Source organism: Psychromonas sp. 14N.309.X.WAT.B.A12, assembly GCF_030397575.1.
In the GTDB taxonomy this organism is placed as follows: domain Bacteria; phylum Pseudomonadota; class Gammaproteobacteria; order Enterobacterales; family Psychromonadaceae; genus Psychromonas.
In genome coordinates this window covers 46,236-62,990 of sequence record NZ_JAPNXS010000009.1, presented here as the reverse complement: position 1 = coordinate 62,990, position 16,755 = coordinate 46,236, and the positions used below count along the sequence as shown (strand labels likewise).

Genomic DNA, 16,755 nt, shown 5'->3' with positions numbered 1-16,755 from the left:
GATTTTGCTAGCTGAGATTGATTAAAGTTATTGTATTTTGATAGGTTACTTAGATGGTTAATGATTAAATAGTAAGAGTAATATACTTTCTTTTATAAGCTGTAACTGAAAAAAAACAATGTCTAAGGTGTAGGCAAATGTTAAAATTATCAAGATTAAGTGCTGAATATCACTTTTAATCTATAAAACATGAAACTTTACATAAATAAAAGTGGTTCTTAATAACCATAATTGTATGTTTTATGTAATATCTACCATAGATAATTTAAATCACGTCAAACCTGTTATTTGAAGTTAAGTATTTTTTTATTTGGTCGATAATTAATAAATATATCTTCATTTTAAATCTGATGCTAAGTATCTGCCTACTAATTAAATTTTAAGGTCATTATGTTTCATAGTATTAAAGCCCAGATCATTACTATTTATTCTATTGTTATTGTTGCATTTGCATCATTACTTTTATTAACAGTATACATTAATGAAAAAGATAGAATGTTAGAGTTGGAGTTAACAACTTCTACTGAAATATCACAAATGCATGCCACTAAATTAAGCCAAGAGTTTGCCCAATATGTTGCAATGCTAAAAGTGTTGAGTGGTGATTTTGAACCTGTACATAATGATCAAGAAACTATTCACCGATTATTGCAAAGGTTAATAAAGGCCGGCGGAGATAACTTTATTAATGCTATTTACATTGACCAAGCATTAAACCTTACCGATGCAAATTACAATAGAATGAAAGCGGTTCATCCATCATTGTTAAAAGGTAAGGATTGGGATAATAAAGAGTTTAATATAAGTAATCCTGTCAATACTAGCTTTGAAACTAAGCCGGTAATTATGGTTTCAGTGCCAATTCGTAATGAGAAAAATGAATGGAGTGGAACAATAGCTGCTGCAGTACCTATTGATATTCTGCCTAAAAAATTAGCCTCTATTAAATTGGGTTTAGGCAGTTATGCTTGGTTAGTTGATACGGAAGGATTACTCGTTTCTCATCCCAACCCTGAATTTATTATGAAAAATAGGGCAACTACTGAAGAAAATCCGAACTACCCTGGTTTTAATGAAATAGTGAAAGAAGCTAAATTAAAGAATAATGGCTACGGTCGCTATATGGATTTGGTACTAGATGAGTCTAAAATAGTCACTTATGCGCATATCAAATACCTTCCTAACTGGGTGCTATACGTAACAACTAAAGAATCTGAAATTTTTCAAGGTATTTATGAAATTCTATATAATGTAATCATTATCGCTGTACTGTTAATGGTTGTATTTTTAGTGTTCATTAGTCAATTAGCGAATAAAGTGACAAAACCTATTGTTAAATTAACTCGAGAAGTAAAATGCGTTGTAAATAGTAATAGTGAATATTTTCATGGTATTGATTCAAAAGATGAAATAGGGCAGTTGTCTAAAGCATTTGATAGTAGTTTCAGAAAAATACGTACTCATACTATGCATTTAGAAAAAATGGTGAATCAACGTACACAAGAGATCGCCACGAAAAACTCTTTATTGAGTGAGCAGAATGATCAACTTGAAGAGTTAGTTTCTAAGGATCCATTAACTCATTTATATAACCGTCGAGCATTTAGTCGTTTACTTGATAAAGAGCTTGCTCGTGCAAGAAGACATAAGTCGCCGGTGACACTTGCGATACTAGATATTGACCACTTTAAACGAATTAATGATACTTATGGGCATAATGTTGGCGATGAAGTGTTATGTCGCTTTGCCAATGAGTTAACCATTAACATGCGTGTTGAAGATCTGATCTGTCGCTGGGGTGGTGAAGAGTTCGTTATTTTATTATGGGGAGCTACGGCGAGAGGCGCTTTTAAACATATGGATGAAATGCGTGAAAATATCGCTAATATGAAATTTGATACCGTCGATAAAGTTACATTTAGTATTGGTATGGCCACCATAAGGCATGATGAAGAGTTTAAAGACTGGTTACATAGAGCAGATGATGCACTTTATAAAGCTAAAGAGATGGGGCGAAATCGTACGGTTATCGATGACAGTCAGATCAAGGATAGCTGACTAAATACTTTAATTAAATTTGAATTAGTTACTTGAGAGTTCATCTCTTTTGACTAATTCAAAACGCTTTTCATTAAATTCGGTTAAACAACTAATCAGTAGCAAGGTTGTTACGCTTGATTAGTGTTATACCAAGCATACGAATTAACACCTTCGTTCCATCGCCCATAAAGATTAACGCGATTAGCCTTGCTCAACTTCTGCCTTACACAATGCCATTTTAACTAAGCTAAATTGAGAGTATTTATTTAATAGAATGTATACGACTCATATTATTCATTTAGCGTTAAAGCTATATTCAATCTGTATTGTAGTGGGTGATATGAAGAATACATAGAGGTTATAAAGCAGGGTAAATGTAGCATAGGTGTAGCACCAATAAAAAAGGTTAGTAAGCAATACGCCTACTAACCTTTCTATATATGGTGGCCCTTCCCCGACTCGAACGGGGGACCTGACGATTATGAGTCGTATGCTCTAACCAACTGAGCTAAAGGGCCTTAATTTGTGCGCTGATTATATAAGCTACTTATTTCGCTGTCTAGTTTATTCAGTTTGATTGCTTATTAAATCATCGCTATTGGCTTAGCATTCTTAAATATTTATTTTATATGGTTTTTATCATTGAATAACTGATGCTTATTTTCGTTTTAGATATAAAAAATCCTACCGAAGTAGGATTTCTATTAGCCTATAAATCAAGTCTCGATTACTCGTCCAAGAAGCTGCGTAGCTGTTCACTGCGGCTTGGGTGACGTAGTTTACGAAGTGCTTTAGCTTCGATTTGACGAATACGCTCACGTGTAACATCAAACTGCTTACCTACTTCTTCTAAAGTATGGTCAGTATTCATATCAATACCAAAACGCATACGTAGTACTTTCGCTTCACGAGCTGTTAAACCTTCTAATACATCATTTGTTGCATTTTTAAGGCTTTCGCTTGTTGCACTATCAACCGGTAGAGCAATCGTTGTATCTTCAATGAAGTCACCTAAGTGAGAATCTTCATCATCACCAATAGGCGTTTCCATTGAGATTGGCTCTTTAGCGATTTTTAATACCTTACGAATTTTATCTTCAGGCATCATCATGCGTTCTGCTAGCTCTTCAGGCTGTGGCTCACGCCCCATCTCTTGTAACATTTGACGAGAGATACGGTTAAGTTTATTAATCGTTTCAATCATGTGTACAGGAATACGGATAGTACGTGCTTGGTCAGCAATTGAACGAGTGATTGCTTGACGGATCCACCATGTTGCGTAAGTTGAGAATTTGTAACCTCGACGGTATTCAAATTTATCAACGGCTTTCATTAGGCCGATGTTACCTTCTTGGATTAAATCTAAGAATTGTAAACCACGGTTGGTGTATTTCTTAGCAATCGAGATAACAAGACGTAAGTTCGCTTCTACCATCTCTTTCTTCGCACGACGCGCTTTAGTCTCACCGATGCTCATTGCACGAGAGATTTCTTTTAAGTTGGTAATGCTTAATGTGCTTTCAACTTCAATCGCTAACATCTTACGAATACAACGTTCTAGGTCTTCTTCAGCTTCTTTAATGCCTGCTACGTAAGCTTGATCACCGCTTAAGACTTTCTCTAACCATGCATTGCTAGTTTCATTACCTTTAAACAGTTTAATGAATTCTGCTTTTGGCATTTTGCACTGTTCAACACAGATTTTTAAGATTAAACGTTCTTGAACACGAGCTGCATTCATATTACCGCGAATCAATTTCACCATACGGTCAAATTGTTTAGGAATTAGTTTAAATTGTTGGAAATATTCAGCTTGTTCGTTGATCGCAGCTAATGTATCAGCATGTTTACGACCATTTTTAGTGATAGATTTTTCAACAATATTATTTAAACGGCGTAACTCTGCAAATTTTTCTGCCGCTTCTTCAGGACATGGACCTTTAGGGCCTTCCTCTTCTTCTTCGTCGTCATCTACATCATCTACGTCGTCATCAGCTAAATCAGATTCAGATAATTCAGAACCGATGTTAGTTGCACTTACCGCTTGAGTCATATCATCATTAGGGTCAATAAAACCACTGATTAAATCAGTGAGTTTCATTTCTTCAGCTTCGTAGCTGTCGTAGTTATCTAATAAGTTACGAATAGTGGCAGGATACTCAGAAACAGAGTTTTGTACTTCTTTGATGCCTTCTTCGATACGCTTAGCGATAACAATTTCGCCTTCACGTGTTAGTAGTTCAACAGTACCCATTTCACGCATGTACATACGAACTGGGTCAGTGGTACGGCCAATTTCTGATTCTACTGTTGCTAATACTTGCGCAGCAGCTTCTACAGCATCTTCATCTGGCTCATCGTTATCTGTACCAGATAGAATTAGATCATCAGCATCAGGAGCAGTCTCAACAACGCGAATACCCATGTCGTTGATCATTTGAATGATATCTTCAATTTGCTCTGACTCAACGATATCTTGCGGCAGGTGATCATTCACTTCTGCGAAGGTTAAGAAACCATTTTCTTTACCTTTAATGATCAGCTCTTTAAGCTGCGATTGAGGTGTTTGGGCCATAGGTACCATCCAAAAAATTAGTCGTAAAATGTGGTGTAAATGGGAAAAAATCTAAGCGCTCGATTATACGCCTAAATTGAATTTTATGCCAATCCCATTAATGTTGTTTTTGTTCTTTGAGAAGTTGTGCTAATTGCACTGTCTCCTCTGTTGTTAAAACTTCGCCCTGTCTTGATTTTTGCTTCAAAAATTCAATACGTTGCGTAAGGTGTAAAGATAAAAAGTTATCTAATATATCGAAGAATACTTCTTCGTATGTATGTTCATCAACTTGGTTTTTCCAAGTTGCTAAGGCAATTAATTGTTTTTCTTCGGGTTGACCACGCCAATGTTCTAATAACAGTCCTGTAGAGAGATGGGGTGTGTCTCTACAAATTTCAAGTAGTGTATTTAAAAGAGTTAACCCCGGTATTTGTATCTCTTTAAATTCAGGTATTTCAGCCAACTGATAAGCCATTTGAGGATGCTGAAGCAATAATGAAATCGCCAGTCTCATTGGTGTTATTTTTTGCGAAGTTGGTTTCTTTTCTACTTTTTGTGCCGCGGGTAATAATTTTTGTAAACCTTCTTTTTCAATACCTAATAAGCTAATTAAACGCGTTTCCATCATCTGTCTAAATACTGAGTCAGGTAACTTAGTTAATAACGGAATAGCTAATTGTGCAAGTTTTGATTTGCTATCGGCACTCGTCATATCCACTTGTGTTAACAATTGTTGAAACAAAAAGTCAGAAAGAGGCATCGCTTGGTCGACGAGTTTTTCGAAGAACGCTTTACCTTCTTTTTGTACTAAGCTATCTGGATCCTCTCCATCTGGTAGGAACATAAAGCGTACTGTTCGACCATCTTGGATTGAGGGAAGGGCATTCTCAAGAGCCCTCCACGCAGCTGTTCGCCCAGCTTTGTCTCCATCAAAACAGCAAATAATTTCACTGGTTTGTCTGAATAGAAGTTGTATATGGTCCGGTGTGGTTGCGGTGCCTAAAGAGGCGACGGCATAATGAATATCAAATTGCCCTAAGGCAACTACATCCATATAGCCTTCGACTACTAAAATACGCTGTATCTCTTTACTATGTTGTTTAGCTTGATATAAGCCGTATAGCTCTTTCCCTTTATGGAAAATAGGTGTTTCAGGTGAGTTTAAATATTTTGGTGTTGTATCATCAAATACCCGACCGCCAAAGCCAATGACACGTCCTCGCCTATCTAAAATAGGGAACATTAAGCGGTCTCTGAAGCGGTCGTAACTGCCGCCATTGTCTTTGCTGATTAACATGCCTGCATCAATAAGTTGTTGTTCTGTTTGTTTATTGATAGCAAATTTTTTACGTACTTCATCCCAACCGTCTGGTGCATAGCCGATTTGGAAGTGTTTCGCTGTTGCGCCAGATAAGCCTCTACTTTTTAAGTAGTTAATGACTTTTTCACTGTTTTTATGTGTACGTAATTGTTGTTGATAAAAGCGCGTAATGTCTGCCATTAATTGATATAAGTCTTTTCTATCGACATAGGTCGTTGCAGGTTGATTACTGCCAGACTCTTCGCGCGGGACTTCAATGGATAATTGCTCTGCTAAAACTTCTACCGCATCAACAAACTCGATACCATCATATTCCATCAAGAAGGAGACAACATTACCGCTTACACCACAGTTGAAGCAGTGGTAAAACTGTTGGTCTGGACTTACTGAGAAAGTGGAATCGTTATTACCATTATGGAAAGGGCAGCGTGCGCGGTAGCTTTTGCCTTTTTTCTTCAATTTAAGACGGCTATCAATTATATCAACGATATCGGTACGTGAGATTAAGTCGTCAATGAAATTCTTTGGAATGCGGCCAGCCATTTAAGAGTCCTATGGAGAAAAGGGAGTAGTATACTCACAGTATTTAATACGACACAATTATTGTATTTTTAATTCAGATTAGATGAGATTTATTTTCAAAGTACTATTGGTGTTTGGTTTATTTTTAAAAGTGCGTTAAGCGGTGCATTAGTTAACATCCAATTTACTGTTTTATATTATTGCTTAATTATAAAATTCTTTACTATAAAGTTAATGATTAATTAACAAAGTAGCTTTCATTAAAACAAAAAAACCTCAGACTTATAAATAAGCTGAGGTTTTTTTAATCAAGAAGACGAGACGACTATTTTAAGCTAGCTCTTACAAGCCCACTTACTGCAGCCATATCAGCTCTTCCTTGTATCTCTTTTTGGAGTATTCCCATCACTTTACCCATATCTTGCATGCCTTGTGCATCAACAGATGCAATAGCTTGTTTAATATGAGCATCTACTTCTTCAGCAGTTAGTGCTTGAGGTAAAAACTCCTCTAAAATAGCAAGTTCCGTTTTTTCTATATCAACAAGATCAGCTCGGTCTGCTTTTTCAAATTGTGTAATTGATTCTTTACGTTGTTTAACCGATTTCACAACAACTGTCGTGACAGCGTCATCATCAAGTTCAATTTTATTATCAATTTCAATTTGCTTAACAGCTGCAATTAATGAACGGATAGTCTTTACACGGACTTTATCCTTTGCACGCATTGCAAGCTTTTGCTCTTCTTGTAATCTTGTTTTTATAGACATCGGAGACCTTTATCTATTCTAGTATAAACGTACGCGACGAGCGTTATCACGAGAAAGTTTTTTCAGGTGACGTTTAACAGCTGCTGCTTTAGCACGTTTACGAACTGTAGTAGGTTTCTCGAAAAATTCGCGTTTACGAGTTTCTGCTAAGATACCTGCTTTTTCACAAGAACGTTTAAAACGACGTAATGCTACGTCAAATGGTTCGTTTTCACGAAGTTTAATTACTGGCATATGCCTCTTACCTTTATGGTTACGGTCGTAAATTGACCAGTGCATTTAAATTGGTGCCGAATTTTAATCCTATTTGGGGGATGATGTAAAGAAATTCCGCATTAATTTTCATTAAAAAAGCAGAAAGATCTTAATGATCTTTAGATCCGTGCTTATAATCACGCTTGATAAAAAAATCCACCTTGGCTGTATTTTCCGTTAGAATGCGTTACATTTTTTATTTTGTTCTCTATTTTACTTAATTAGCGTTAATGAAAAGCTAATTATTTTAGTTATAAGGTTGTTTAGTATGCGAATTTTAGGCATTGAAACGTCATGTGATGAAACAGGTATTGCTGTTTATGACGACCAACAAGGTTTGTTATCGCACCAGTTATATAGTCAGGTGAAATTACATGCGGATTACGGTGGTGTTGTTCCTGAGCTTGCATCTCGTGACCATGTACGAAAAACTATTCCACTTATTAAAGAAGCGTTAGCCTTAGCTAATTGCACTAAAGAGGATATTGATGCAATTGCTTATACTGCTGGCCCTGGTTTAGTGGGGGCATTATTAGTGGGGTCGTGTATTGGTCGTAGTATTGCGTTTGCATGGGATAAACCAGCGATTGCTGTTCACCACATGGAGGGGCACCTTTTAGCACCTATGTTAGAAGATGATAAACCTGATTTTCCTTTTGTAGCTTTATTAGTGTCTGGTGGACATACGTTATTAGTACAAGTGGATGATATTGGTGAATATACTTTATTAGGTGAGAGTATTGATGATGCAGCTGGTGAAGCTTTTGATAAAACCGCTAAATTGTTAGGTTTAGATTACCCAGGTGGACCTCGTTTAGCTAAAATGGCTGAAAATGGTGTAGCTGGGCGTTTTAAATTTCCTCGTCCAATGACAGATAGACCTGGTTTAGACTTCAGTTTTAGCGGGTTAAAAACCTCTGCAGCTGTAACGATTGCTCGTGAAGGTAATGATTTACAGACACAGTCTGATATTGCTTATGCTTTCCAAGAAGCTGTGATTGATACCATTGCGATAAAATGTAAGCGAGCTTTAAAACAAACTGGCTTGAAGCGTTTAGTCGTTGCTGGCGGTGTGAGTGCGAATACGGCATTACGTGAGCAGTTAGCTGAAACAATGCAAAAGCTAGGTGGCAAAGCATTTTATCCACGCGGTGAGTTTTGTACCGATAATGGTGCGATGATTGCTTATGCAGGTATGCAACGTTTAAAAGCTGGGCACATACAAGGATTAGAAATTAAAGCTAAACCACGTTGGCCATTAGATCAATTAGAAAGTGTGAAGAGTTAATCTTTAACCCTTTATCTTGCATTTTAAAAGCCGTTGAGCATTAAATTGTTTAACGGCTTTTTTATTACTTTATCTACACTTTGGTTAATAATTATTATTATAACGCAGAAATCCGCGGGAATAGTGTTGTATCATTTTGCTTATCCTTAATTGAGATTATTTATTTTTAAGCATCTCTAGGTAAGCCTTTTTTTACGGCTTTAATTAAGCGTTGGTTTAATCTGTCTATATTGATTGGCAATTTTTGTTGTTGCTCGGTAAGTGCCCATTCAATATGCTCATTGACTAGTTCATCTTCGCTTTCGGTTAGTTTATTTTGCAAACTAGTAATTACATCAATACTACTTGGTGCATTACCTAGCGCAACGGCGATATTTCTTAGCCACCGCTGATAACCAATACGTCGTATCGGGGAACCTTCAGTATTTTTTAAAAAGGTTGTTTCAGACCAAGCAAATAAACTGAGTAGTGACTGGTTTTGTAAAAAGTCTTTGGCTTGGTAATCTGACTCTTGAGTGGTTTCTGCAAAACGATTCCACGGACAAATTAATTGGCAATCATCACAGCCATAAATACGATTACCGATTGCTTTACGAAATTCGCTAGGAATTGCACCTTGTAGCTCAATGGTTAAATAAGAGATACAACGTCGTCCATCCACGACATAAGGTGCAACTATTGCTTGTGTGGGACAGATCTTGATACAGGCAACACATTGACCACACTGATTTTGTTGTGCTTGATCAACGGGCAAAGCAAGATCAATTAATAGTTCGCCAAGAAAAAACCAAGATCCTGAGTCTTTATCTAATAATAATGAATGCTTACCTACCCAGCCTAAACCTGCTTTTTCAGCAAGCGGGCGCTCTAAAATAGGTGCACTATCAACAAAAGGACGAAAGCCTAACTCGCCAACTTCATTTTTTATTTTATCACCCAACTGCTTCAAGCGTTTGCGCAGTACTTTATGGTAATCCCTGCCTAATGCATAACGACTTATATACGCGAGATCTTTGTCTTCTAAATTAGCAGCAAATTGTGCATCGTCAGGTAAATAATCCATTCTGACGGAAATAACGCGCAAGGTGCCAGGTAAAAGTTCATCTGGACGAGCGCGCATCATTCCGTGCTTTTCCATGTAATCCATTTCACCATGGTATTGGTTATCTAACCAAGCTTGTAAATTTGCTTCTTGATCTTTTAAATCAACATCACTGATACCAACAGCTTGAAACCCTAATGCTTTTCCCCAGGCTTTTATATTTTCAGCTAACGCACTTAACGCAGTCGATGACAGTGGAGTTTTGGGATCTGTTTGTAATACTTCTGATTTTTGATTTTTTGTCATTTGTTATGCATTTCGTTGTGAGAAGTCTATTTTTAGCTGTTTTCTAGGCCATTAGTTTAGCATAACTTACTAAACATGAGTGTTTCTCTTAGCTCGGCTAGAGGTAATTAATTTACTTTCTGGAGTGATTGTTTATGCTGTGCACTAGGCTAGCACTAGTGTGAAGTATCTGCTTTCTGTTATTATCTTCATTAATAGCGCAATTTCAGATTGTTTTTCATGCTATTTAAAGAATTTAGCTGTCAATATACTCAACTCAAGACCGGAATGAATAAATCTCAATGTCGAATCTATTAAAAGAAAAGTTACTGTATGCTGAACAAACTGTTCAATTTGGTAACCGTTTAAGTAAAGCTTGTGAAACTGCTACGTGTATTTATCTACACGGTGACCTTGGTGCAGGTAAAACCACCTTAACACGTGGTTTTATTCAGGGGTTAGGGCATGTTGGTAATGTAAAAAGTCCGACTTATACGTTAGTTGAACCTTATGAATTAGCTGACTGGCAGGTTTATCATTTTGACCTTTATCGTTTATCAGACCCTGAAGAGTTAGAGTTTATGGGGATCCGAGATTATTTTGGTGAAACTAGTCATTGTTTAGTGGAATGGCCTGAGCGTGGTGTTGGTTTTTTACCTAACCCAGATATAGATTTAACCATCGTTTATGTTGGTGAGCAGCGTGAAATTACGTTACAAGCAAATACCGATAATGGCTTAAGAGTATTAAAGAATTTATGATGAATAAGTACAATCCAGTGATGTTATTAAAGCCTCTGTTATCTAGTAAGGTTAGTTTGCTTTGCGCTTTCCTGATGATGCAATGCATTAGTTTAAGTGTAGCTGCGGCTCAAAATGAACTAAAAGGTGTACGTACCTGGCCTTCTCCTGACAATACTCGGGTTGTACTTGATCTCGCCAATAAACCTCAATACGAAACCCATTATCTGACTAAACCGGATCGTTTAGTGATTGATTTAACTGGAACGCGTAATAAAGCGGACTTAAATGCGATTACTAATAAAGGTAAGTTGATCACTCGCATTCGCGAAAGTAAAACAGCAAAAGCGAATACTTTTCGATTGGTGATTGATTTAACCACTGCGAGTAAAGCAAGAATTTTCAGCTTACCGCCAGCAAAGCCCTATGGGCACCGTTTAGTCATTGATTTACCAACAATTGCTACCAAGGTTCCCACTAAAATAGCGGCAACGCCTAATGGCCGTAACATTATCGTCGCGATAGATGCTGGTCATGGTGGTGATGATCCGGGGGCTTTGGGTAAATATAGTTACGAGAAAAAAGTCACACTACAAATTGCTAAACGCTTAAAAAACACTATTGATGCACAACGTGGTATGCAATCATTTTTGATCAGAACTGGTGATTATTTTGTTAACTTAAACAAACGTTCTGAAATTGCACGTAAAGGTAAAGCAGACTTTTTAGTGTCTATCCATGCCGATGGTTTTACTTCTAGTCGCCCTAAAGGTGCTTCTGTTTGGGTATTATCTAATCGTCGAGCGACCACTGAGTTAGGTCGTTGGATGGAAAAAAATGAAGCGCAATCTCAGTTATTAGGTGGTGCGGGAGATTTAATCCAAGACTCAGACAGTGTGCCATTCTTGAATAAAATGCTCTTGGATATGTCTATGGGGAATACCATGGGGGTGGGTTATAACATTGGTAGCTTAGTGACAAGTGAGCTATCTAAAGTTACTACCATGCATAAAAAAGAGCCTGTGCATGCCAGTCTTGCAGTATTAAAATCACCTGATATTCCTTCTATCTTGGTGGAGGCTGGGTTTATTACTAATCCAACTGAAGAACGTTTACTTAACCAAGCTGAGTTTCAAGCTAAAATAGCGAATGCAGTGTTTAAAGGGATTTACAAACACTTTAGTTTAAAACCACCTCAAGGGACTTTGTTTGCTCAGAAAAAACATGCGACTAAACATACGGTGCGAAGTGGTGAGTCGCTATCAATTCTTTCTAAGCGCTACAGTGTGAGTGCGGCAAAACTCAAAAGCTTTAATCATTTAACATCTAGTTCGTTAAAAATTGGACAAGTATTAAGTATTCCAGAGAATTATCAGGTTGTAGTTGAACCTGAACCTCGTGTTACTTCAGTGCAAAAAGCGACAACCCATATAGTTAAACGAGGTGAGTCTTTATCAGTAATTGCTAGTAGATACGGTAAAACTACTGCGCAATTAGTGGCTTATAATAACTTATCAAATACCACACTATCGGTGGGACAAAAAATTGCTATTCCTGGTGCGGGTAATGCAGCATCGAATACACAAACAGTAGTGGTTAAAACACCTGTCGTTCATACCGTTGTTCGTGGCGAGTATCTATCAGCCATTGCTAAAAAATATAATAAAAGTATTAAACAGTTAACCTCATATAACAAGCTAACCTCAACTACATTACGCGTCGGGCAACGTCTTAAAATACCTGGTGCTTACACCGAAACAACAAAGACACGTGTTGTGGAGAAAAAAGTGGCTCCGAAAGCACCAGCACCGGAAATAAAACCGCAAATAAAAAGTCAGATTTATACGGTGAAATCAGGTGACTCTTTATCGGTTATTGCTGAAAAGTATGCGACGAATATTACCCACCTTAAACAAGCGAATAATTTAAAATCTAGTGGTGTCTTTGTTGGGCAAAAATTGAAAGTACCAGGCGGGCAAGTACAAGCTGAACCTGAACGCCTTCATGTGGTTAAAAAAGGTGAGTTTTTATCCGTCATTGCTAAAAAGTATGGCACCAGTACATCGACTTTAAAAAGTTATAATAATCTTAAATCGACCTCTTTACGTGTTGGTCAAAAGATTAAAATACCTGGGGCGGGGAGTTCAAACTATCAAGCACCTGTAGTGAAAGTAGAGGTGCCAACAGAGCATAAAGTAGAGCGTGGTGAGTCATTGTCTGTAATTGCGCAACGCTATGATAGAAGCGCTCAACAGTTTCAAGCTTATAACCAGTTAAGTTCGACACGTTTGTCTGTAGGCCAAGTACTGAAAATTCCAAGTGAAAATTACAGCGCACCGGTTCGACCATCAACACATACCGTGGAAAAAGGCCAATCTTTGTCAGTGATTGCAAGCCGATACGGCGTGTCTACACAACAGTTAAAACAGTTTAATGGCTTACGTTCAAATTCATTAAATATTGGTCAACGTTTAAAAATACCAACGGCTAGCGCGCAAAAAACACAACATAAAGTGCGCAGTGGAGAGTCATTGTCGGTAATTGCACAGCGTTATGGTACAACTACCAGTGCAATTATTTCGACTAATAATTTACGTAGTAAATCATTGGCTGTTGGCCAAGTGTTAACAATTCCTGTGAGCTAGTTTAACGAGTCTATTATCATGTCAATTCAGATATTACCTGCACGTTTAGCTAACCAAATTGCGGCTGGTGAAGTGGTAGAGCGTCCTGCTTCTGTGGTTAAAGAGTTAGTGGAAAACAGTTTAGATGCTGGCGCCACCCGTATTGAAATAGAAATAGAGCAGGGTGGTGCTAAGTGCATCCGCATTAAAGATAACGGTAAAGGTGTCAGTAAAGATCAATTGACACTTGCATTAAGCCGCCATGCTACCAGTAAAATAAGCCATCTTGATGACTTAGAGGCGATTGTCAGTTTAGGTTTTAGAGGTGAGGCATTAGCCAGTGTAAGCTCTGTTTCTCGATTGACTTTTACCTCTAAACCTGCGGACCAAGAGCAAGCATGGCAAGCCGTTGCTGAAGGCAGAGATATGCAAGTTAATGTACAGCCTGCCGCTCATCCGCAAGGGACAACTGTTGAGGTGTTGGATCTGTTCTTTAATACACCTGCTCGACGTCGCTTTTTAAAAACAGAAAAAACTGAATTTCAACATATAGACGAGTTAATCAAGCGTATTGCATTGAGTCGCTTTGATATTGCGCTCACTCTCAAACATAATAGAAAAATCGTAAGGCAGTACAGAGCTGCGCCAGAACAGGTACAGCAGGAAAAACGTATTGCAGCTATTTGCAGCGAGCAGTTTATTCAACATGCGGTGTTTTTTGAACATGCAGACCAAGCTTTGAAGATATCCGGTTGGGTATCGGATCGTTTATCTCCTCGTCCATTAGCTGATGTGCAATATTGTTATATCAATGGACGCATGATTCGAGACAAATTAGTGAATCATGCGATTAAACAAGTGTTTGCACACTTTATTCCACAGGGCATGTTTCCTGGTTATATTATTTACATTGAATGTGATGCTAAAGAGGTGGATGTCAATGTGCATCCTGCTAAACATGAAGTACGATTCCATCAAGCTCGCTGGGTGCATGACTTTATTAGTAGCACGCTAAACTCAACTTTGAGTGATAGCTCATTATTAAGTCATGATGTTGAAGCGCAGCAAGCTACTGAGCAACCCCGCGTAGCAGAGCATGCTTACCAACCGCCAAGCCAGTTATCCGGCGGGCAGTCCGGTGATTACAATCAAGCTTCGAACAGCGAAGCTAGCCCTCGTCGTGGTGAGTATTCTGGTACTTCTGGTGGTTATTCTGCGATGCCAGCCCGCCCACAATTAGACCATCAACAAGTTGGTGCTTATTGTGATTTTGTGGCGGAAGCGTTCCAGCAGGATATTGCGTTACCCAGTAATACAACGAGTACACAAAGTTCTTCCGCAATGGCTAAATTAGTCAGTGTGATTGATCAAGAGCATTTGCTGATTCAACCTATTGCTGCTTCATTAAGTGCATTAACATCGAATGGCTTATTGATCATGTCACTGTCTAAAGTGCATAAAAATAGCGTGTCTGCTCAGCTATTCAATGCTTGGCAAGATGGTGAAGTGATTTCACAACCTTTATTGTTGCCAGTACGCTTTAAATTGAATGCTGAGATGTTAACTGTAGCAGAGCAAGCTAGCACATTATTAGCTCGCTTAGGTTTCACTTATAAATTTCAATCGCAGTTTGTGATTGTTAGTCAAGTGCCTGCCGCTTTTAGACATGCTCCGATTGCGACTATTTTACCGCAGCTATTCGATTCATCCAACCAGGTAGATAGCCAAGTAGAAAACCAAAATAGCGAGCAACAAGTGAAGCAATTATGTGATCAACTCAGCCACTTATTAGTAGCTCAAGAGTCTGAAAAAGCGTTTTCTGCAACAGAGATAAATCCTTTACTTGAAGCATTAAGCAGTTTGTCAGATGAAGCACTACAAAGCTGCTTTAAACAACCTAATTTGTCATTATTATTACAGGGTATTCAATAGAATGACCGACACCATTACCAGCGCCTTCCCAAAAGCGATTTTTTTAATGGGGCCAACTGCCTCAGGTAAAACAGATTTAGCGATCAAACTGGCTCAACAATGTCGCTGTGAAATCATTAGTGTGGATTCTGCACTTATTTATAAACAGATGGATATTGGTACAGCCAAACCAAGTGCAGAAGAGCAAGCTTTAGCTCCTCATATGTTAGTTGATATTATTGACCCCACAGAGAGTTATTCCGCGGGCAATTTTCGTGATGATGCATTGCGTTTAATGAATGAGATTGTTGCTAGAGGTAATACGCCTTTATTAGTAGGCGGTACCATGTTGTATTATAAGGCCTTAGTAGAAGGTTTATCACCTTTACCGAGCGCAGATCCAATAGTACGGGCAGCAATAGAAAAGCAAGTTAATGAAAGCAGTTGGCAAGCACTACACGAAGAGCTTCAACAGATAGATCCCGTTTCTGCGAAGCGTATTCATGTTAACGACCCACAACGATTGGCTCGTGCCATTGAAGTGTACCGTATTACAGGTAAAAGCATGACGGAGCTGACCGAAGTAAAAAGTGATCCAATCCCGTTTGATGTACAACAATTTGCGATAGCGCCATCTGAAAAAGCAGTGTTACATGAACGTATAGAGCGTCGTTTTGATCTGATGTTAGCTGGTGGTTTTGAGGAAGAGGTCAGAGCCTTGTATGAACGTGGCGACCTACATTTAGATTTACCTTCCATGCGCTGTGTTGGCTATCGTCAAATGTGGGAATATATAGAAGGAAAAATGGATTATGAAGAGATGCGTTTCCGAGGTGTCGTTGCGACTCGCCAACTAGCTAAACGACAAATGACCTGGTTAAGAGGTTGGAAACAAAATATCCATTGGTTAGAAAGTGCCGATCTAGATAACTTTGAAAAAATTAAAGGTGTTTTATAAGCGTCCAAATCTAGTGCAAATCGTTAGTTATTTAAATTACAAGAGGATAGAAGGAGGTACGGATCAAAATTTTACGTTTTCAGTCGGTTTTTTTCTATTCCTTAGTTATACTTATATTTGATTATAATAATAAAGAACACTTAAGGAATCGCTAATGGCAAAAGGACAATCACTTCAGGATCCTTTCCTAAATACCTTGCGTAAAGAACGAATCCCTGTCGCAATTTATTTAGTAAATGGAATAAAGCTACAAGGGCAAATAGAGTCCTTTGATCAATTTGTCATTTTATTAAAAAATACTGTTAGTCAAATGGTATATAAACATGCAATTTCTACTGTAGTACCTAGTAGAGCATTACCAAGTATCACTCACGAAGAATAGTGTACTTATTTAATGAAATGGGAATTATCCTATTATAAATAAAATGGCTTGCTTAATGCAG

12 protein-coding genes, 1 tRNA gene and 1 pseudogene are annotated in these 16,755 nt (G+C 38.0%); 8 read left to right on the top strand and 6 right to left on the bottom strand.

The window, feature by feature from the left end:
- Positions 1-390: 390 nt before the first annotated feature.
- Positions 391-2,058, top strand: a complete 1,668-nt coding sequence (locus tag OW492_RS12460; RefSeq protein ID WP_290040370.1) for a sensor domain-containing diguanylate cyclase — start codon at positions 391-393, stop codon at positions 2,056-2,058.
- Positions 2,059-2,481: 423 nt separating this feature from the next.
- Here OW492_RS12460 and OW492_RS12455 read toward each other — a convergent pair.
- The 5 genes from OW492_RS12455 to rpsU all read right to left on the bottom strand — a co-directional run bounded on the left by OW492_RS12455 (position 2,482) and on the right by rpsU (position 7,443).
- Positions 2,482-2,558 (bottom strand) — tRNA-Ile (locus OW492_RS12455).
- 209 nt (positions 2,559-2,767) lie between these two features.
- Positions 2,768-4,615 (bottom strand): RNA polymerase sigma factor RpoD, encoded by a 1,848-nt coding sequence (rpoD, locus tag OW492_RS12450; RefSeq protein WP_290040367.1) that lies wholly within the window; start codon positions 4,613-4,615, stop codon positions 2,768-2,770.
- Between the two features lie 97 nt (positions 4,616-4,712).
- On the bottom strand, positions 4,713-6,461 hold the full coding sequence (gene dnaG, locus OW492_RS12445) for a DNA primase (protein WP_290040365.1): 1,749 nt from the start codon (positions 6,459-6,461) through the stop codon (positions 4,713-4,715).
- Positions 6,462-6,765: 304 nt separating this feature from the next.
- A complete protein-coding gene (locus OW492_RS12440) occupies positions 6,766-7,209 on the bottom strand; it encodes a GatB/YqeY domain-containing protein (RefSeq protein WP_290040364.1) in 444 nt (147 codons plus the stop codon).
- Between the two features lie 18 nt (positions 7,210-7,227).
- The gene (rpsU, locus tag OW492_RS12435; RefSeq protein ID WP_025563760.1) at positions 7,228-7,443 is read right to left on the bottom strand and encodes a 30S ribosomal protein S21; all 216 of its coding nucleotides are present in this window, start codon (positions 7,441-7,443) and stop codon (positions 7,228-7,230) included.
- A gap of 289 nt (positions 7,444-7,732) precedes the next feature.
- Between rpsU and tsaD the strand changes: the two genes are divergently transcribed.
- A complete protein-coding gene (gene tsaD, locus OW492_RS12430; protein ID WP_290040361.1) occupies positions 7,733-8,752 on the top strand; it encodes a tRNA (adenosine(37)-N6)-threonylcarbamoyltransferase complex transferase subunit TsaD in 1,020 nt (339 codons plus the stop codon).
- A gap of 166 nt (positions 8,753-8,918) precedes the next feature.
- Here tsaD and queG read toward each other — a convergent pair whose 3' ends face one another.
- The gene (gene queG, locus OW492_RS12425; protein ID WP_290040359.1) at positions 8,919-10,100 is read right to left on the bottom strand and encodes a tRNA epoxyqueuosine(34) reductase QueG; all 1,182 of its coding nucleotides are present in this window, start codon (positions 10,098-10,100) and stop codon (positions 8,919-8,921) included.
- 281 nt (positions 10,101-10,381) lie between these two features.
- Between queG and tsaE the strand changes: the two genes are divergently transcribed.
- The 6 genes and pseudogenes from tsaE (at position 10,382) to hfq (ending at position 16,694) form a co-directional block, all read left to right on the top strand.
- Entirely contained in the window at positions 10,382-10,840 is a 459-nt protein-coding gene (tsaE, locus tag OW492_RS12420; RefSeq protein ID WP_290040357.1) for a tRNA (adenosine(37)-N6)-threonylcarbamoyltransferase complex ATPase subunit type 1 TsaE, read from the top strand.
- Between the two features lie 74 nt (positions 10,841-10,914).
- Positions 10,915-12,189, top strand: a pseudogene (locus tag OW492_RS12415) (N-acetylmuramoyl-L-alanine amidase); the annotation flags it as partial.
- Positions 12,190-12,228: 39 nt separating this feature from the next.
- Complete coding sequence (locus OW492_RS12410; protein ID WP_290040537.1) at positions 12,229-13,464, top strand: LysM peptidoglycan-binding domain-containing protein; 1,236 nt, start codon at positions 12,229-12,231, stop codon at positions 13,462-13,464.
- 18 nt (positions 13,465-13,482) lie between these two features.
- On the top strand, positions 13,483-15,375 hold the full coding sequence (mutL, locus tag OW492_RS12405) for a DNA mismatch repair endonuclease MutL (protein ID WP_290040354.1): 1,893 nt from the start codon (positions 13,483-13,485) through the stop codon (positions 15,373-15,375).
- Position 15,376: 1 nt separating this feature from the next.
- Positions 15,377-16,312 carry a tRNA (adenosine(37)-N6)-dimethylallyltransferase MiaA gene (gene miaA / locus OW492_RS12400; protein ID WP_290040352.1) on the top strand — a complete coding sequence of 312 codons (936 nt, stop codon included), beginning with the start codon at positions 15,377-15,379 and terminating at the stop codon, positions 16,310-16,312.
- Positions 16,313-16,466: 154 nt separating this feature from the next.
- The gene (gene hfq / locus OW492_RS12395; protein WP_113818168.1) at positions 16,467-16,694 is read left to right on the top strand and encodes an RNA chaperone Hfq; all 228 of its coding nucleotides are present in this window, start codon (positions 16,467-16,469) and stop codon (positions 16,692-16,694) included.
- The last annotated feature ends 61 nt before the right edge of the window (positions 16,695-16,755 follow it).